At 62.2% G+C, this 18,796-nt stretch carries 15 protein-coding genes; 6 read left to right on the forward strand and 9 right to left on the reverse strand.

Annotated features, from left to right (window positions below):
* Nucleotides 1-61: 61 nt before the first annotated feature.
* The 8 genes from NVV77_RS14785 to NVV77_RS14820 all read right to left on the reverse strand — a co-directional run bounded on the left by NVV77_RS14785 (nt 62) and on the right by NVV77_RS14820 (nt 8,446).
* Entirely contained in the window at nt 62-583 is a 522-nt protein-coding gene (locus NVV77_RS14785) for a peptidylprolyl isomerase (protein ID WP_295414589.1), read from the reverse strand.
* A gap of 59 nt (nt 584-642) precedes the next feature.
* A complete protein-coding gene (locus NVV77_RS14790) occupies nt 643-2,223 on the reverse strand; it encodes a peptide ABC transporter substrate-binding protein (RefSeq protein ID WP_295414591.1) in 1,581 nt (526 codons plus the stop codon).
* A complete protein-coding gene (locus NVV77_RS14795) occupies nt 2,220-3,239 on the reverse strand; it encodes an ABC transporter ATP-binding protein (protein ID WP_295414593.1) in 1,020 nt (339 codons plus the stop codon). The genes NVV77_RS14790 and NVV77_RS14795 overlap by 4 nt, the downstream gene beginning before the upstream one ends.
* Entirely contained in the window at nt 3,236-4,240 is a 1,005-nt protein-coding gene (locus tag NVV77_RS14800; protein WP_295414595.1) for an ABC transporter ATP-binding protein, read from the reverse strand. Before NVV77_RS14800 ends, NVV77_RS14795 begins: the two co-directional genes overlap by 4 nt.
* A complete protein-coding gene (locus tag NVV77_RS14805; protein WP_295414597.1) occupies nt 4,237-5,409 on the reverse strand; it encodes an ABC transporter permease in 1,173 nt (390 codons plus the stop codon). The genes NVV77_RS14800 and NVV77_RS14805 overlap by 4 nt, the downstream gene beginning before the upstream one ends.
* Nucleotides 5,406-6,335, reverse strand: a complete 930-nt coding sequence (locus NVV77_RS14810; protein WP_295414599.1) for an ABC transporter permease — start codon at nt 6,333-6,335, stop codon at nt 5,406-5,408. The genes NVV77_RS14805 and NVV77_RS14810 overlap by 4 nt, the downstream gene beginning before the upstream one ends.
* Nucleotides 6,336-6,509: 174 nt before the next feature.
* Entirely contained in the window at nt 6,510-7,400 is an 891-nt protein-coding gene (locus NVV77_RS14815) for an alpha/beta fold hydrolase (protein WP_295414601.1), read from the reverse strand.
* 134 nt (nt 7,401-7,534) lie between these two features.
* A complete protein-coding gene (locus NVV77_RS14820; RefSeq protein ID WP_295414603.1) occupies nt 7,535-8,446 on the reverse strand; it encodes a LysR family transcriptional regulator in 912 nt (303 codons plus the stop codon).
* A gap of 130 nt (nt 8,447-8,576) precedes the next feature.
* On the opposite strand from NVV77_RS14820, the gene NVV77_RS14825 reads away from it, so the two are divergent.
* The 6 genes from NVV77_RS14825 to dxs all read left to right on the forward strand — a co-directional run bounded on the left by NVV77_RS14825 (nt 8,577) and on the right by dxs (nt 17,497).
* Nucleotides 8,577-9,416 carry an alpha/beta fold hydrolase gene (locus NVV77_RS14825; RefSeq protein ID WP_295414604.1) on the forward strand — a complete coding sequence of 280 codons (840 nt, stop codon included), beginning with the start codon at nt 8,577-8,579 and terminating at the stop codon, nt 9,414-9,416.
* Between the two features lie 285 nt (nt 9,417-9,701).
* Nucleotides 9,702-10,088, forward strand: a complete 387-nt coding sequence (locus NVV77_RS14830) for a MarR family transcriptional regulator (protein WP_295414606.1) — start codon at nt 9,702-9,704, stop codon at nt 10,086-10,088.
* 64 nt (nt 10,089-10,152) lie between these two features.
* Nucleotides 10,153-11,442 (forward strand): beta-ketoacyl-ACP synthase II, encoded by a 1,290-nt coding sequence (gene fabF / locus NVV77_RS14835; RefSeq protein ID WP_295414608.1) that lies wholly within the window; start codon nt 10,153-10,155, stop codon nt 11,440-11,442.
* Nucleotides 11,443-11,848: 406 nt separating this feature from the next.
* Nucleotides 11,849-13,549 (forward strand): L,D-transpeptidase family protein, encoded by a 1,701-nt coding sequence (locus tag NVV77_RS14840; RefSeq protein ID WP_295414610.1) that lies wholly within the window; start codon nt 11,849-11,851, stop codon nt 13,547-13,549.
* A 195-nt stretch (nt 13,550-13,744) separates the two neighbouring features.
* A complete protein-coding gene (locus NVV77_RS14845) occupies nt 13,745-15,424 on the forward strand; it encodes a DUF882 domain-containing protein (protein ID WP_295414611.1) in 1,680 nt (559 codons plus the stop codon).
* Between the two features lie 144 nt (nt 15,425-15,568).
* On the forward strand, nt 15,569-17,497 hold the full coding sequence (dxs, locus tag NVV77_RS14850) for a 1-deoxy-D-xylulose-5-phosphate synthase (protein WP_295414613.1): 1,929 nt from the start codon (nt 15,569-15,571) through the stop codon (nt 17,495-17,497).
* Nucleotides 17,498-17,567: 70 nt separating this feature from the next.
* Here dxs and NVV77_RS14855 read toward each other — a convergent pair whose 3' ends face one another.
* Nucleotides 17,568-18,707, reverse strand: coding sequence for a glycosyltransferase family 2 protein (locus NVV77_RS14855; protein ID WP_295414615.1), 1,140 nt, complete (start codon nt 18,705-18,707; stop codon nt 17,568-17,570).
* Between the last annotated feature and the right edge of the window lie 89 nt (nt 18,708-18,796).

Genomic DNA, 18,796 nt, shown 5'->3' on the forward strand with positions numbered 1-18,796 from the left:
CGCCCCCTTGATGGGGGAGGATGGGAGGGGGTGGAGCCACACCCACCCAGCCGTGGCAGCCTTAGGCCCGCGCCACCCGCGAAAACTTCACCGGCACCTCCGGATGATCGCTCTCGGCCGCAGCCTTCGCAAAAATCCGCCGCACCGTATCCTCACCCTCGGTCACCTGCCCAAAGGCCGCAAAACCCTGCCCATCCGCATTGCGCTTGCCGCCAAAATCCAGCTCGGGCTGATCACCAATACAGATGAAAAATTCCGAAGCCGCCGAGCCCGGTGCAAAGCGCGCCATCGAGACGGTCATGTTCTTGTGCTTGATCCCGGTCTTGTCATTGGTCTCGTGCGCAATCGGGGCAAATGGCGTCGGCTTCTCATCCGAAACCCCAAAACCCCACTGAACTACCTCGATCTTGATCGGCTTCTGCGGCTCGTTGGTGTCGGTCACGATGCGATAGGCCGTCGCGTCGTTGAGATAGCCGCCATCGACATAGGCGAGGAAATTGGCAGCCGTGATCGGCGCGTTCTTTTCGTCGACTGCGATGGTGAAATTGCCGAGTTCGGTTTCGAGAATGACAGGGATGGTCACGTTAAAAGTCCAGACATGAAAGAGAGCTCCCGCCGGACAACCCGGCGGGAGCGATTCAACTATTCTGCGATCTGAGCGTCGCGGAAATAAGGCACGTTGAGCGGCGAACGCCAGAAGCCGGTCACTTCCGGGCTCATCATCATGTAGTTGTAGCGGTGGTACTGCGGCAGGATGACGTGGTCATTCATCAGGATCGCCTCGGCCTTGCGCATCTCATCGCGCGAGGTCGCTTCGTCGCTCGCAGCCTTCGCCGCTTCGATGGCCGCGTCATAGTCAGCATTCGACCAGTTCGCGAGATTATTGGCGCTGCCGGTGACAAAATTGTCGAGGAAGGTCATCGGGTGCGGATAGTCGGCGCCCCAGCCCATCTGCGCAATCTGGTACTCGACCTTCTGCACTTCGGGATAGAAGACCTGCCATTCGGTGGCCTGGATCTCAACGTCGATATTGAGATTTTCCTTCCACATCTGCTGAATGGCTTCGAGCAGCTTTTCGATCGGCGGGGAGGAATAGGTCACATAGACGGTAGACGGGAAACCCTCGCCATCGGGGTAACCGGCCTCGGCCAGTTCCGCCTTAGCGCCTTCAACATCAGCCGTTTCGGAGAGACCAAAGGTATCGCGCCCCTCGGTGAAATCTTCACCAGCCAGGCTCATGCCGGGCGGCACGAGGCCCAGAGCCGGCGTATCAGCCGATTGCAGCACGAATTCGATGATTTCCGAGCGGTCGATCGCCATGGACAGCGCCTTGCGCACATGGAGATTGTCGAGCGGAGCCTGGTGCGGGTTGAAGAAACCATAGGTCGTGCCCAGAGCCGGCACGATCATGAAGCCAGGGGACTCGACCGAGAGACGCGGAATTTCCGGCGCCGGCACCGCTTCGATACCGTCCACGTCGCCCGCTTCAAACGCGGCCAGCGCCGTCGCGGGATCGGGGATAAGACGGAAGGTGAGCTTGTCGAGGCTGACGGCGTCGGCGTCATAATAATTCGGGTTCTTTTCGAAGACGACCGACTCGCCCTGGTTGAACGCCGTCACGCGGAACGGGCCCGTGCCGATAAAGGTCGCGGGGTTGCGCGTCCAGCCTTCAGGATCAGCCGAAACCACATCCTCACGCACCGGATAGAAGGTCGGGTAGTTGAGGAGCTGCAGCATATAGGGCACGCGCTGCTTGAGCGTGAATGTCAGCGTCTTGTCATCAGTCGCCGACACGGCAATCGCCGAGGCATCGCCACCGCCAAAAGCCTCTTCGGCGCCAACGATGTGATAGAGCATCTGCGAGTTCATCGCGCCGGTCGCCGGATCAAGCACGCGCTTCCAGGCATAGACGAAGTCCGACGCCTTGACCGGCTCGCCATCCGACCATTTCGCATCGCGCAGGTGGAACGTATAGGTCAGGCCATCCTCGGAGATATCCCAGCTTTCGGCCAGCGCCGGCACGACTTCGCCCTCGGGGCTCAGGCGCACGAGGCCTTCAAAGGTGTTGCCGATGATGGGGGAAGCAAAGGTCTCGGCGGTGGTGCCGGGATCGTACTTGGCGCTTTCATTGTTGACCACATAGGTCAGTTCACCTGCGGCAAAGGCCGAGCCGGCCGAAGCCAGCAGCGCCGCGGTTATGAGCGGCAGAACCAGTCTCTTCATTGCACTCTCTCCTGTAGCGGGGCCCTTACCCCGTTTGCTTGTTGCGCCAGTTCCCCGGCGAAGTGACAGGCGGCCAGATGCCCCCCACCAATATCGGTCAGCTGCGGCTCCACTTTCGCGCAAAGCTCGGTGGCGAGCGGACAGCGCGTGCGGAAGCGGCAGCCAGATGGAATGTCGATCGGGCTCGGAATTTCTCCCTGCATCGGCTCCACGGCTCGCGCCGCTTCCGGGTCCGGCACCGGAATGGCCGAGAGCAAGGCGCGGGTATAGGGGTGCGAGGGCCGATGATAGAGATCGGCGCTGCTGGCCAGCTCGACGATTTTCCCGAGATACATCACCCCAATCCGGTCCGAGATATGCCGGACCATGGAAAGGTCATGGGTGATGAACAGATAGGTCAGCCCCAGATCAGCCTGCAGGTCCTCAAGCATGTTGACGACCTGAGCCTGCACCGAAACGTCGAGCGCCGAAATCGGCTCGTCGCAAATGACAAGATCGGGCTCCAGCGCAATCGCCCGCGCAATCCCGATACGCTGCCGCTGCCCGCCGGAAAATTCATGCGCAAAGCGCTGCGCGGAATCGCTCGGCAGGCCCACGCGATCAAGCAGACCCGCCACCTTCTTCCGCCGCTCTGCCGGCGTTCCCACCCCGGCAATTTCGAGCGGCTCGGCAATCAGATCGCCCACGCTCATCCGCGGATTAAGCGAGGCATAGGGGTCCTGAAAAATCATCTGCACCCGCCGCCGGAAATTGCCCAGCAACCCCTCCGGCGCTTTTCCAACCTCTTGCCCGTCAAAGACGATACTGCCCGAAGTCGGCTCATGGAGGCGAATAACCGTCCGCGCCAGCGTCGACTTTCCGCATCCGGATTCGCCCACCAACCCCAGCGTCTCGCCCTTCATCAGATCCAGATCGACCCCATCCACCGCCCGCAAAATCGGCTTCGGCGCAAAGGGCGCGGCCGGCAGCCGGAAATGCTTGTGAAGGTCGCGCAGTTGCAGAAGAGGCTGGGTCATGCCGCCACCTCATGCACCGCATCCACCTTCGGCGCCTCGGGATGCTGCAACCAGCACCGCGACTGGTGAGATGCACCAAACAGCGGCGGCAGCGCCGCCATGCATTGGCTCATGGCATGCGGACAGCGCGGCGCAAAAGGACATCCCGGCGGCGGCGCCAACATATTCGGCGGGCTCCCCGGAATAGGCGTCAGCCGCCGATGCGTATCATCGCGCAAATCGGGCACCGCTCCCAAGAGCCCCACCGTATAAGGATGCGCCGGCCGGGCGAAGAGATCACGCACCGGCGCCGTCTCCATGATCAGCCCGCCATAAAGCACCAGCACCCGATCGGTCACCTCAGCGATCACGCCGAGATCATGCGTAATCAAAATAACGGACATGCCGAGCCGCCGCTGCAAGTCCTTCAGCAGCGCCAGGATCTGCCGCTGAATGGTCACATCCAGCGCCGTCGTCGGCTCATCGGCAATCAGCAATTTCGGATCGCAGGCCAGCGCCATGGCAATCATCACACGCTGCCGCATGCCGCCCGAAAATTCATGCGGATAGGAATCGAGGCGTTTTGCTGCCGACGGAATCCGCACCAGCTCGAACAGCTCCACCGCCCGCGCCCGCGCTTCCGCCGCGCTCGCCTTTCGATGCCGCCGCACCGCTTCCATCACCTGCTCGCCCACCGTCAATGTGGGGTTGAGCGAAGTCATCGGGTCCTGGAAAATCACCCCGATCCGATTGCCCCGCAGGTCCGACAGCGCATCCTCATCGAGCGAGAGAATATCGGTCCCCTCAAAGGTCGCCGAGCCCGCCTTGATTGTTCCGCCTGCCTTCAACAGCCGCAACACCGACATGCAGGTGATCGATTTCCCCGAGCCGCTCTCGCCCACGAGCCCGAGCATTTCGCCTTCGTGCACGTCAAAACTGACGCCACGCACCGCCTGCACTTCGCCGCGCCGCGTGAAGAACGAGGTCGTCAAATCCCGAACCGAAAGAATTGGCTGGTTCATCGCCCAACCCTCGGATCAAGCGCATCGCGCAACCCATCGCCCAGGAAATTGAAGGCAAACATGGTCAGCGAAATCGCCGCCGCCGGGAAAAACAGCTGGTGCGGATAGGCGCGCAACGTCTCCACCGCCTCCGAAGTCAGCGAACCCCAAGAGGCCAACGGCGGGGTCACGCCAAGCCCGATAAAACTCATAAAGCTCTCGATGAAGATTGCCGAGGGGATCAGCATAGTCAGGGTAACAATGATCGGCCCAATGGAATTGGGCAGCAGATGACGGGTAAGAATTCGCGCCGGCGAAGCCCCCATGGTCCGCGCCGCGGCCACATAGTCCTGGCTTTTCAAACTCAGAATCTGACCTCGCACGATCCGCGCCATATCCACCCAGAACACCGAGCCGATGGCGACGATGATGGACAGCAGGCCGGAGTCAAAAACCACCATCAGCAGCACGACATAGAGCGTCAGCGGAATGGTCGAAATGATTTCGACAAAGCGCATCATCACCGCATCAACCTTGCCGCCCATGTACCCCGCGATCCCGCCATAAAACACGCCAATGAAAAAATTGACGAGCGTCGCCACAAAGGCCACGGTCAGCGAAATCTGCGCCCCATAAAGCTGGCGCACCAGGATATCGCGACCCAATTGATCGGTGCCGAAAAGATAGGTCCGGTTCCAGCTCCAGCCGCTCGGTCGCACTTCGCTGCCATCTTCGAGCAACAGCCGCACCGGCAGCTTTGAATAGTCGAGCGTCAGCGTCTGGTCGCCAAATTCATAGGGCTGGCTCTTCTTGATCATGTCCTTGCGGCCACCGCGCAGGAGCCCGAGCATGTTTCCCTCGGCATCGACCTCATAGAGGTTGAAGTTCGACGCATTGAGGAAGAACCGCGTCGTCTCCCCGGCCCCATCCGTCACCGCATAGGTCTCGAAGAACGGCGGAATATTCGCGAGTTTCAGGTCCTGCTTGAAATAGGTGTGCGGCGAAAGATACGGCCCGAAGAACGCCGCGATCACCAAGAGAACAATGAAGACAATGCTGACCACAGCCGGCTTGTTGGCCCAGAGCCGCCGCCGCACTTCCTGCCCATAGGTCGGCGCGGGTGGCGGAATAGGCGCTGCCTTCTCCCCGGCCGGCACCTTGGCCCACATTTCCGGCGATATATCGGTCATGCGGCAGCCTTGGTCAGTTTGATGCGCGGGTCGAGCCACACATAGAGAAGGTCAACGATCAGGATCATCACCATCAGGATCGCGGCATAGAAAATGGTGATGCCCATGATGGCGGTATAGTCGCGATTGGTGATCGACAGCACGAATTGCCGCCCGATCCCCGGCAGGGCAAAAATCTGCTCGATGACAAAGGACCCGGTGATCAGGTTCGCCACCACTGGCCCCAGGACGGTCACCACCGGCAGCAGCGAATTGCGCAACCCATGCTTGAAAAGGATTTGCCCTTTTCGCAATCCTTTGGCCCGCGCCGTCACCATATAATCCTGCTCCAGCGTTTCGAGCAGCGACGAACGCGTCAGCCGCGAAACAAAGGAAATCCAGAACCCCGACAGTGCAAAGACCGGCAGGAAATAACCGCGCCAGTCATCCAGCCCGAAAGTCGGCACCCAGCCGAGCCGCAGCGCAAAAACGTAGATAGAAACCGTCGCGATCACATAGCTCGGAATAGCCACGCCAAGCGTTGCGATAAACATCACCGTCGTATCGGGCCAGCGATTGCGATTGAGCGCGGCAATCACCCCCAGCGGCACACCAAGCGCCACAACGCAGATCACCGCCAGTAGCCCCGTCTGCAGCGTCACCGGCAAGCCCGCCGCGATCATCGAATTGATCGACACGCCCGGATACTTGAACGAGGGCCCGAGGTCGAAGGTCAGAATCCGCCCGAGATAATTGAGATACTGCTGCCAGATCGGCAGGTTCAGCCCATATTTGGCATTGAGCGCCGCCGCGATCTCAGGCGCCAGCATGCGCTCGGAAACGAACGGCCCGCCCGGCACCGCATGCATGAGGAAAAAGGTCAGCGTCACGATCGCCCATAGGGTGACGAGCATCATGCCCAGACGATTGAGGATATAGGTAAACATCAGCTACGCCGCCTCAGGAAAGCCGTGCTGAAGATCGACGCGGTTTCGAAACATAAGTCTATTGCATCACCAAAATGACGCAATATCAATCCGATAGAGGCGAGATCATAGGGCATATTTGCTAAGCTTCAGCCGAAATGAAGGGCGACGGTGAAGCCGCCCTTCATCCTGAACCTATTTCAGGCTCTCGGCAAAGAAGTCGGCAAAGGTCGTGTCGACAAGCGTCGTCACGTCAGGCTGGTCGCTATAAAATCCATAGCCATGATCCGCCTCCGGCACCACCACCAGGCTCGCCTCCGGATAGGCCGCAATCACCGCTTCATTGACCGCAGCCGGCACGACAACATCCTTGTCGCCATGCACCACGATCATCGGGCCCTGATAGCTGCCCGCCAGCTCCAGCGGCTTCGACGCGATCATATCATCAAACCACTGGCGGCTCAGCTGCTGCACCTGCCCCCATTGGGTCGTGAACTCGGCATAACCCTTGTCCCCACCAGATTCCGCATAGAGCCGGTCGTACTCGGCCTGCCCGCCAAGGAACCCCACCATCATCTCCTGCCCCCAGTCGGCCGAAGGCGCGAGCAGCCCGATGGCCTTATAGGGATTGTCACTTCCCGCCCCAATGGTCAGCGCAATGCGCCCGCCCATGCTGTAGCCAAAGATGCCAAGCCGATCCTCATCGACCGCATAGTTCTCGAGAATATAGCCAAGGCTCGCATTGGAATCCGAGATCATGTTGGTGAGATAGCCCTCGGTGAACGGCTCCTTGCTGTCGCCCGATCCGGCAAAATCCATGCGAATGGTGAGAATGCCCTTGTCAGCCAGCGCCTTGGCAATACGGCCAAAGCCGCCATTCTCCTGCCGTCCGCCGCCATGCCCATGATTCATCACCACGGCCGGAAACGGCCCTTCCCCATCGGGCACCACCACCGTCGCCGGCACGGCCCGGGCGCCGTTCTGCACCGTCACCTCATTCACCGTCTCTGCCCTCACAGCGACACTTGCAGCAAAAATCGCGACGCCGGCCACAAGCAGCGACGATCCCAAACGTCTGGCTTTCATATTTTTACCCTCTACCGGTGATGACCGCAGGGGCCGCCACCCAAGATCGCCCAACCGCGATCATGACGAGTGTATGACGCGCATCGCCCTTGTCCATAGCCTCTCGCATCCCCAGAGCGGAGCGCCCCGGCCAATCACGAGACCGGCGAAAAAGCCTCTCCCCTGGCCGCGATCTCGTCGACCACGAAGTCGACAAAGGCGCGGATCTTGGGCGAAAGCTGGCGGTTGCTCGGCCAGACCAGTGCCAGCGAACCGAGCGGCACCATATGAGCGGTGAGCACGGGCACCAGCGACCCGTCCTCTATATGCGGCCTCGCGACATAGACGGGCAGATGGGCAAGACCCAGGCCGTCGCGCGCCGCCCGCAATCCGGCATCGGTATTGTTGAAGGCAATGGTGCGCGGCAGCAGCATCCGGTCATGCGGCGGCGCAAATGCCCACTGCGCCAATTGCCCGCTTGAAGGATATTTGAAGCGGATACAGGCATGCCCAAGCAGGTCGTCCGGCGCCTTCGGCACGCCTCTTTCCGCAAGATAGCTGGGGCTCGCGCATACTACAAAATGCTGCCGCCCGATCTGGCGGGCGATCAGCCGGGCATCGGTGAGCTCGCCGCTCCGCACCACGACATCAAACCCCTCGGCCACGATATCGACCACCCGGTCTTCAAATTCGAGATCGAGTTCGATCTCGGGATAGCGCGCCATGAAGGCGGGCAAGCGCGGCATGAACAGGTGATGCCCGACTATATGGGGCAGCGACACGCGCAATCGTCCCCTCGGCGCGGCGCGGCTGTTCAGAATGGAGGTCTCGGCGTCCCTGACGTCATCGAGAATGCGCCGATACCGCTCATAGAGCATCGTGCCTTCCTCGGTGAGGCTGATGCTGCGCGTTGTGCGGTTCATCAGCCGCGCCCCCAGCCGACTCTCCAGCCGATGGATCGCCTTGCCGATCGCCGAGGGCGACACACCCACGATCCGGGCCGCGCCGACAAAACTCTGCTGCTCCACGGCATGAACAAAGGCGGCAATGCTGGCGAAGCTTTCCATGCCCGCTTATTGCAGATTTTTTGTCCGTAATGAAGCGATATCGGCCGCAATTGTCCGCCTCTCAGGATCCCATATCTTCAAACGTACGGGTTCAGTGCACACAGGCGGCCCGCCGTCCGGGGAAGCGATCATGAGCGACTACACCAGAAATCTGCCGGCGGCCGACATCTGCCATCTCGGGCCAAACGACCTCTTCGTCGAACTCCATCGCGGCAAGCGATCGGCCGACGAGCATAGCAATCGCCCACCCCTTCTCTTCGTCCACGGCGCCTTCACGGGCAGCTGGATGTGGGCCAAATACATTCCCCACTTCATCGCGCACGGCTCGGACGCCTTCTATCTCAACCTGCGCGGCCATTACAAAAGCCGCTCGGTCGATCTCTCGCGCGTGGTCTTTGCCGATTATCTCGCCGACATCGAGCTCGCCATCGACACCATCATCGATGGCTACCAGGTCGCTCCAATCCTCGTGGGTTTCAGCATGGGCGGGCTTCTCAGCCTGAAAACAGCGGAAAGCACGTCCCTTTCGGGCCTGGTTCTCATCGATTCCAGCATTCCGAGCCAGGTGCACACCATGGCGCCCTACGCTCACCCGCCCGCCCCGATTACCGGGCTGGTGGTTCCCGCGCCCCTCCGCCCGGAAAACAGCAGCCTCGACGAAACGCTTGAGGACATCGCCTTCCAGCGCAAATACCTTTCGCTCGAAGCGGCAAACGTCTTCCGCAATCTTGCTCGCCCCTATGGCGAAACCGGCATCTCCGTGGCGGGCGAAAATATCACCTGTCCCTCCCTCGTCATCAGCGCCATCAGCCATCCCGACGACGACCTGCGCGGCCAGGCTCTCGCCCTGCACACGCGCAGCGAATATTTTGGCCTGCCCGGAACCACCCATACCGGCCTTCTGGTCGGCCAGCGATATGGCGAAGTCGTCACCCGGATTTTGGCATGGCTGGACAGCCGGCCCACCTGAACGGTGGGACTTTTCGCTCTGGACTCATCTTGTCAAAGCGTCCAAAGCACCGCGAATAGCTCAAGGCGAACACTCCCCACCAAGGGGAGGAACGCACTTGCCTCGACGACACGGCTCCTTCGTCTCCCTCCCCCTTGTGGGGAGGGATTAAGGGTGGGGGTAGCGACGCGTCGTAAGTGCACTGCCCCCGACAAGCTTCAAAGGGATCAAGGGGCAAATTTGACATGTGCATATGCACGACCTAAATCAGCGCCCATGGAGTACGCGCTCAACGACTGCCTGATCATGAACACGCGCAAGGCAGCCCGCGCGCTGACCCGCCGCGCCGATCACCAGTTGCGCGCCGTCGGCATCACCGCCGCCCAGTTCAACATCCTCGGCACACTGAGCACCAATTCCGCCGCCTCGATCACCGAAATGGCGAACTTTCTCGCCGTAGACCGCACGACCCTGTCGCGAAACCTCGCCGTGCTGGAACGCCGCAAACTGGTCTCCGCGGGCCCCGGCGACCTCGCCCGCATGCGCCGCATCACCCTCACCCCCGACGGCCGAAAGGCCTTCGACGCCGCCGTGCCCATTTGGCGCCAGGCCCAGGACGAACTGCGTTCCCTGCTCGCCGACCCCGATTTCCAAACGACACTCACCGGCCTCCGGCACCTCGCCAAACTCTAGGCCCAAGACCCTCAATTCGCCCCAATTGCACATCAAATCGTGCATATACACAGGAGACAAAGACATGCTGCGCCCCGATCCCCAGGACCCCATCGTCGTTACCGGCATGGGAGTGGTGAGCCCTCTCGGCGTCGGCGTCGAAACCAATTGGCAGCGTCTCCTCGCCGGCCGCAGCGGCGTCGTCCGCAACGACCGCTTCGACACCACCGATTTTGTGTCCCACATTGCCGGGCTCGTCCCGTCCAAGGCCAATGATGAGGCCGGGTTTGATCCCGCCGATCATATCGACGGCAAGGACATCAAGAAGATGGACGTCTTCATCCAATATTCCATCGCCGCCACCGCCGAGGCTCTCAATCAGGCCAACTGGCACCCCGAAAGCCCGGCGGACCAAGCCGCCACCGCCACCATCATCGGCTCCGGCGTCGGCGGTTCCCCCGTCATGGCCCGCGCCGTTGAAACCATCAACACCAAGGGCCCGCGCCGTCTCTCGCCCTTCACCGTTCCCTCGTTCCTCGCCAATCTTGCCGCTGGCTGGCTCTCGATCATCCATAGTTTCCGCGGCCCCATCGGCACCCCGGTCACCGCCTGCGCCGCCTCGGCCCAGGCCATCGGCGATGGCATGCGCCTGATCATGACCGGCGAAGCCGAGATCGCCGTCGTCGGCGGCGCCGAAGGCTCGGTCGACCCCATCTCCCTCGGCGGCTTCGGCGCCTCCCGGGCCCTCTCGGCATCCCATGCCGATAATCCGGCCAAGGCCTCGCGCCCCTTCGACAAGGGTCACGACGGCTTCATCCTCTCCGAAGGCGCCGCCACAATCGTCATCGAAAAGCTCAGCCACGCCCGCGCCCGCGGCGCCAAGCCGCTCGCCGTCCTTGCCGGCTACGGCACCTCGGCTGACGCCTATCACCTGACCGCCGGCGCACCCGACGGCGCCGGCGCCCAGGTCGCCATCCGCAACGCGCTCTCCATGGCCGGCCTCGACCAGTCTCAGATCGGCTATGTCAACGCCCACGCCACGTCCACGGCCGTCGGCGATCAAGCCGAAATCGCGGCGCTGGCCGCCGTCTTCACCGGCCGCGGCAAGGATCTTTCCATCTCCTCGACCAAGTCGGCGACCGGCCACCTCCTCGGCGCTGCCGGCGCGCTTGAAGCGGTCTTCTCCATCAAGGCGCTCGAAACCGGCCAGCTCCCGCCCACCATCAATCTCGAAGACCCGATCGAAGAAGCCGCCCCCTTCGACCTCGTCCCCAACCAGCCGCGCGCCAAGGCGCTCGACTATGCTCTCTCCAATTCCTTCGGTTTTGGCGGCGTCAACGCCGCGCTGATCTTCGGCAAGGCCCCGAGGGAATAGAACGAGCCGGGCGCTTGCGCTGAACGTCATCCTCGGGCTTGACCCGAGAACACTTCACTTCGCTATTGCGCAGCGAATGGAGAGCTCCCGGGTCAGGCCCGAGGGTGACGATCTGCAAGGACGAACCCAACAAGACGACCAGCCAAAATGTCCGTCCACATGGGCGCAGGCTGCCCTGTTCTATCGCGGCAGCCCCCGCCTTTCCCACGAACCCACGACAAAACAAGGGCTTGGAGAAAGCTCGCTCCCACACCCCTTCCGCCCGCGCGTTGCCTCTCGGCCACAGATGAACATCACGTTTATGGGAGCGATTGCTCCCGTTAAGGTTTCATGAGTAATGAATTTACTCCAGTTGCGCCCGAATCTCTTGGATTCGCAGGCGTTTCCGGCGTGGTTAGGAGCGAAGATGCGTAAGCTATTGGTCAGTCTCGTTGCAGTGCTTGCTGCGACCTCTATTGGCCATTCGGCAATCGGCCAGGAAGTGGCCGCCCTTGCCATTCAGCCCGTGGTCATCGCTCCGCCGCAAAACGATCTGGCCCGCACCATCAAGACCGGCCTCTCCTCTGCCTATGGCTCCGCCAAGACCGGTTCGCGCGCCTATGAAGAAGCGCAAAAGCTCTATTTCCTCTATGGCGAACGCCACTTCGAGCCGATCTGGCTCAGCGAAACCGCCGGTGGCAAGGTCACCTTCTCGCCTGCCGCCCAGAAGATCATCGCCCTCTTTGAACAGGCCGAAGCCGAAGGCCTGCGCCCCAGCGATTATCTGACGCCTGATATCGACCTCGCGCGCGCCAGCAGCACCGACCCGCTTGCCCTTGCCGGCCTCGAAACCGCCTTTTCCGGCGCCGTCCTGCGCTATGCCAACCATCTCTACAATGGTCGCATCCGTCCCCAGTCGGTCAGCGAAAACCTCGACATCCAGCCAAAAACCCTCGACCAGGCAGCCCTTCTGGAGCGCCTCGCCCAGAGCCAGGACCCGGCCCCGATCCTTGCCGAGCTTGAGCCAAAACATCCCGAATTCCTGGCCCTCAAGGCCGCCCTTGCCAATTTCGAGGCCAGCACCACGGCCCGCCCCGCGCCCATCGGCGATGGCCCGGTGCTGCGTCCCGGCGGCACCGATGCCCGCGTCCACGCCATCCGCGCGCGGCTCGAACTGCCCGCAGGGGCTTCAACCCTTTATGACGATGCCCTCGTCACCGCCGTCGAAACCTTCCAGGAAGGTGTCGGCCTCGAAGTCGATGGCATTATCGGGCCGGCAACCATCGCCGCCTTCAATGGCGGCAATGCCACGCGCCGCGAAGACATTCTGGCCAATATGGAACGCTGGCGCTGGATGCCGGCCGACCTCGGCCAGTTCAACGTCTTCGTCAACATCCCCGAATTCCGCCTCTCCATTCAGCGCAATGGCGTCGAGGAATACGGCACCCGCGTCGTCGTCGGCACCACCAAGAACCAGACCCCGATTTTTTCGGACAATATCCGGCACCTGGTCGTGAACCCCTATTGGAACGTCCCGTCCTCGATCATCAAGGGCGAGATCGCCCCGGCCGTTTTGCGCAATCCGGGCTATACCGATAGCCACAATATGGATCTGCTCTATAACGGCACGCCGGTCAGCCCCTGGCAGGTGGATTGGTCGCAGGTTTCCACGTCCTACTTCCCCTTCAAGGTCCGCCAGCGCCCCGGCGCCGGCAATGCCCTTGGCCAGATCAAGTTCCTCTTCCCCAACAAGCACGACGTTTATCTGCACGATACGCCGTCCAAGTCGCTCTTCGCCCGCTCCTTCCGCGCCTTCAGCCATGGCTGCATCCGCGTCGAAAACCCGTTCGAATTTGCCGATGCGCTGATGGCCAATGAGGCCAAGATCAGCCGCGCCTCGCTCGAAGCCATGTTCGGCCCCTCCGAGCGCTGGGTGAACCCGGAAACCCAGATTCCGGTGCACCTCGCCTATTTCACCCTGCGCGTCGGCACCGACGGGGCGATCCGCAACTTTGGCGACGTCTACGGTCACAATGAAAAGCTGATCGAAGCCATGGGCCTTGCCAATTCCGCCCCGCCCACCATCGTGGCCGAGGTCGAAAACGTCCCCGAAGAACTCTCTCCGTAACCAAATGTGTCCGCGGCTGCGCTCGACGGTAACAGTCTGTTAGCATTTTCGCCTTGGTTGCGCCCGCTTTTGCCCTTAAATAACGAAGGCGTGAGGGGGCCTACGGTCGGTTCACAACTGGTTAGCGTTAATAAAATCGAGCGATTTTTGCGCTAGCGTCGAACGATACTGGCATTGAACCGGGCAGAGTTAGGCGTGACGGGGATTTCCTTTTTGCAGCGTGGTGTTTTTCTGCGTTTTGTCGCAGCGACGCTTGTAACTATTTGTTTGGCCGGCATTTTTGCCGTGCAACCGGCGCTGGCCGCGACCGAGCGCGCGCTCTATCTCTACTATACGCACACCAAGGAAACCTCGCGCATCGTCTTCAAGCGCAATGGTCAATATGTGCAATCGGGCCTTAACGAGCTCAACCAGTTCCTGCGCGACTGGCGCCGCAACGAACCCACCAAGATGGACCCCCGCCTCTTCGACCTGATTTGGGAGGTTTATCAAGAGGTTGGCGGCTCGCAGCCGATCAACGTCGTCTCCGCTTACCGCTCCCCCGCCACCAATGCCATGCTGGCGGACAAGTCTTCGGGCGTCGCCGACAATTCCCAGCACATGCGCGGCACTGCGATGGATTTCTTCATCCCCGGCGTGCCGCTGGCAAAATTGCGTGCCGTGGCAATGAGTAAGCAGGTCGGCGGCGTCGGTTTCTACCCCACCTCGGGCAGCCCCTTCGTTCATCTTGACGTCGGCTCGGTCCGCGCCTGGCCGCGCATGACCCGCGCACAGTTGAAAGAAATCTTCCCCGACGGCCGCACCATGCACCTGCCGACCGACGGCAAGCCGCTCTCGCAGGAAGGCTACAACATCGCCCTCGCCGAGTGGAAACAGTGCCACGCCTATCCCTGCAACGGCCGCGGTTCGTCAGGCACCATGGTTGCCGATGCCGGCGGCGGTAATGGCAAGACGCTGATGGACGTACTGTTTGGCGGCAAGCCGGGCAGCGCCCCCGCCCCCGTCGCTGCAGCAGCCCCTGCCCCGGTGCAGGTTGCCGCCGTGGCGCCGCAAGCTGCTACCTCCGACCTTGCTCCCGTTCCCGCTCCGCGCCCGGCCAGCATGATGGTTGCTGCGGCCGCACCGCAGGCGGCCGCCGTGGCCCCGATCCCGGCCGATCCCGCTTTCATGCCCTTTTCGACCGTCGGCAGCGCGCCGCTCGATGCAGCGGAATTGACGACGCCCGTGATGGCGCCGATCCCGGCGATGAAGTCCGAAACCCTGCGCGTCGCCACGGCCTCGGCTTTGCCGGCCGGTGATGCGGTAACGGCCCTCGCCGCGCTCACTGAACCGCCGACGCCCATGCCGCCGCTCCGCGCGGCCGAGCCTGAAGTCACGCTTACGGCCTATGCGGCTGCCCCCACCGGCCTCGGTCGTCCGGTGATCGCCTCGCTCGGCCCCACCGTGACCGGCTCCATCCCGGCAACGCCCGCCGCCTCGCGCTCCGTTCTGGCTTCCGTCGGCACCCCAATGCCGACCGAACTGACGGCGCTGCCGCCCTCCCAGAACGAAATGGCGAACCTCTTCTCCGGCACCTTCACCGCTGCCGAAGCGGCCCAGGAAGCCGACCTCGTCGCGGCCCTCACCAGTCATGTCTCGCGCCCGGTTGCCGATGGCATGCGCAAGCCCGACCTCGTCGCCCCCGATTTCGAACACGTCGCCGACGTTTTCGCCGCGCCAGCCAGCCTCAGCTCGAACCATTTCGCCGTGATCTTTGATCGCGACGAGGCCGATTTCGACCCGACCCCGGAAATGGGCCGCTATGTCATCGTCATGGGTGCCGGCGAAGACACGACCATGGGCGGAAATCGCCGTTTCGCACCGGCGACCAACTAAAACGCGGCCAGGTGCCGCATCCGCGCCACTTTCTTTGATTTCAAGCGTTTGATGTGACCGGCGCCGCGTGGTGCCGGTCCTTGCATTGGCACAGGCACGCGCCTAAAGAACTCGTGTTGCCGCCGCTTCCCAAGGAGCCCCCGCTTGGCCGAAAAGCCGCAAACTCCGTTGCTCGACACGGTCCAATCGCCCGCCGACCTGCGCGCCCTTCCTCGCGAGCAGCTGCGCCAGCTTGCCGATGAACTGCGCACCGAAATGGTCGATGCGGTTTCCGTCACCGGCGGCCATCTCGGCGCCGGCCTCGGCGTGGTTGAACTGACGGTCGCCCTGCACGCGGTTTTCGACACGCCGCATGATCGCATCATCTGGGACGTCGGCCACCAGGCCTATCCGCACAAGATTCTGACTGGTCGTCGCGACCGTATCCGCACCCTGCGCCAGAAGGATGGCCTTTCCGGCTTCACCCGCCGCGCCGAAAGCGAATACGACCCCTTTGGCGCCGGCCATTCTTCGACCTCGATTTCGGCCGGCCTCGGCATGGCCGTCGCCAGCGAGCATCTCGGCACGCCGCGCAATGTCGTCGCCGTTATCGGCGATGGCGCCATGTCCGCTGGCATGGCCTATGAAGCCATGAACAATGCCGGAGACATGGACGCCCGCCTCGTTGTGATCCTCAACGACAATGACATGTCGATCGCGCCGCCGACCGGCGCGCTCCGGGCCTATCTCGCCCAGCTCGTCTCGAGCCCGGCCTATCGCGGTACGCGCGATGCGGCAAAGTCTATCGTCAGCAAGCTACCAAAACCGCTGCACGAGCCGGCCCGCAAAACCGAAGAATTCGCCCGCTCGTTCTTTACCGGCGGCACGCTCTTTGAAGAGCTCGGCTTCTACTATGTCGGCCCCATCGACGGGCACAATCTCGACCACCTGCTTCCGGTGCTCGACAATGTGCGCGAGATGGAAAAGGGCCCTGTGCTGATCCATGTCGTGACCAAGAAGGGCAAGGGCTATGCCCCGGCCGAAAACTCGGCCGACAAATATCACGGCGTCTCAAAATTCAACGTCATCACCGGCGCCCAGACCAAGGCACCGTCCAATGCGCCCTCCTATACCTCGGTCTTTGCGTCGAGTCTCATTCAGGAGGCCGAGACCGACAAGCGCGTCGTTGCCGTCACCGCCGCCATGCCCAACGGCACCGGCCTCGACAAGTTCGCTGAACTCTTCCCCACGCGCATCTACGACGTCGGCATTGCCGAGCAGCACGCCGTCACCTTTGCGGCCGGCCTTGCCAGCGAAGGTATGCGCCCCTTCTGCGCCATCTATTCGACCTTCCTGCAGCGCGCCTATGACCAGGTGATCCACGACGTGGCCATCCAGGGCCTGCCGGTGCGCTTCGCCATCGACCGCGCCGGCTTTGTCGGCGCCGATGGCCCGACCCATGCCGGCAACTATGACAATGCCTATCTCGGTGCCATTCCCGGCATCGTGCAGATGGCCGCATCTGACGAAGCCGAACTCCGCCATATGGTTGCGACCGCCGCCGCCTATGACGCCGGCCCGATCAGCTTCCGCTATCCGCGCGGCGACGGCATGGGCGTCGATATGCCCGTCCGTGGCGAGATCCTGCCCATCGGCAAAGGCCGCATCGTGCGCCAAGGCAGCACCATTGCCCTTCTCTCCTATGGCACGCGCCTGGGCGAAGTCATGGCCGCTGCTGATAAGCTGGCCGCCCTCGGCCTCAACCCGACCATCGCCGATGCGCGCTTCCTAAAACCGCTCGACGAAGAACTGACCGCCCACCTCGCCCAGACCCACGACGTGCTGATCACGACCGAAGAAGGTGGCCTCGGCGGGTTTGGCAGCCATGTCGCGACCTTCCTCGCCTCGAACGGCTTCCTCGACGGCAAGGTGCGCTTCCGTCCGCTGATGATCCCGGATCGCTTTGACGAGCATTCGAGCCAGTCCGACATGTACGCCGCTGCCGGCCTCGATCGCCACGGCATCGTCCAGACCGCGCTGACCGCCCTCGGCTACGACGAAGCCGCCATGAAGGCGGCCCTCGCACAGGCCTAGTCCGGTCCCAAAAAGCGCATAAAAAAATCCCCGCTCGCGCGGGGATTTTTGTTTGGGGTGATGCCCTGCCTTACTTCCAGGTAAAGGCGCGGGTCACGGCATAGTTGAACACCGAGCTCATGATCGCGCCCGAGAGGCCGGCGACAAAGGTCTGGTGATCCCACTGGTAGATCGCATTGGCGACCGAAATATTGGCAATGCCGCCGAGCGCGCAGATGGCGCAGAAGCTCAAAAAGCCCGTGACCAGACGCGTGCCCTTCAGCTTGCGGTCAGCATAGGTCAGGTTGTTGTTGAGCACGAAATTCCAGCCCATCGCGATCAGCGTCGCCGCGATCTGCGACACCACAAAGCCCTGACCAAAGATCGAGGTGAAGAGCGCCAGCGCCGCAAGGTGAACGACGACACCCGTGCCCCCCACGAGACCGAACAGCAGGAAGCTGGGCGGCAGCGCGCCAGCCGTCATCTTCGACACCCAGAGGCCGAGATACTGGATCACGATCAGCGGGTTCATCTTGCTCTCGCCCGCATGGCGCGGACGGAACGTATAGGGCACTTCGGCTATTCTGAGCGGCTTGCCCATGCGGGCCGAGGTGACGATCAGATCGATGAGAATCTTGAACCCGTCACTCGCGAGCTTCGGCGCCGCTTCCAGTGCCGCCTCGCGGCGCATCAGGAAAAAGCCGCTCATCGGATCGCTGACGGCCTGCCCCGCAATCATGCCGGCAAGGCGATTGGCAAGATTGCTGCCCGAAAGGCGCGTGGCGCTGAGGCCATCGCCGGCCGAACCGCCCTCGGCAAAGCGCGAACCGACGACGAGATCAGCGCCATTGATCGCCTTGGCCAGCATCTTGGGAAGGATGGTTTCGTCATGCTGGTGGTCGGCATCGATGACAGCCACATAGGGCGCCGCGGTAACGGCCATGCCTTCGACACAGGCCGAAGCCAGACCCCGACGACCAAAGCGCCGGACGCAGCGGATATTGGCATAGACCCGGCTCAGCTCATTGACGACGTCAGCCGTCCCGTCGGGGCTATTGTCGTCGACGACGATCATTTCCCAGGGCGTGTCGCCCAGCGCCAGCGCGACTTTTTCGTAAAGCAACTCGATATTGCCCCGCTCATTATAGGAGGGGACGATGACGGCAAGCTGCGGGGGACGGAAATTGGTATGAAGTGCGACGCTGGCTTCTTGGATGGGGCCGTTCGACATTTTTTCTTGAGCACTCTGGCTGCGGGGCATTTCCCTTAAAAGCACGCCGCGCACTTAAAGTTGCGTGGGATAGATTTCATAGCAGGGTT

The organism is Devosia sp., assembly GCF_024707125.1.
Taxonomy (GTDB): Bacteria; Pseudomonadota; Alphaproteobacteria; order Rhizobiales; family Devosiaceae; genus Devosia.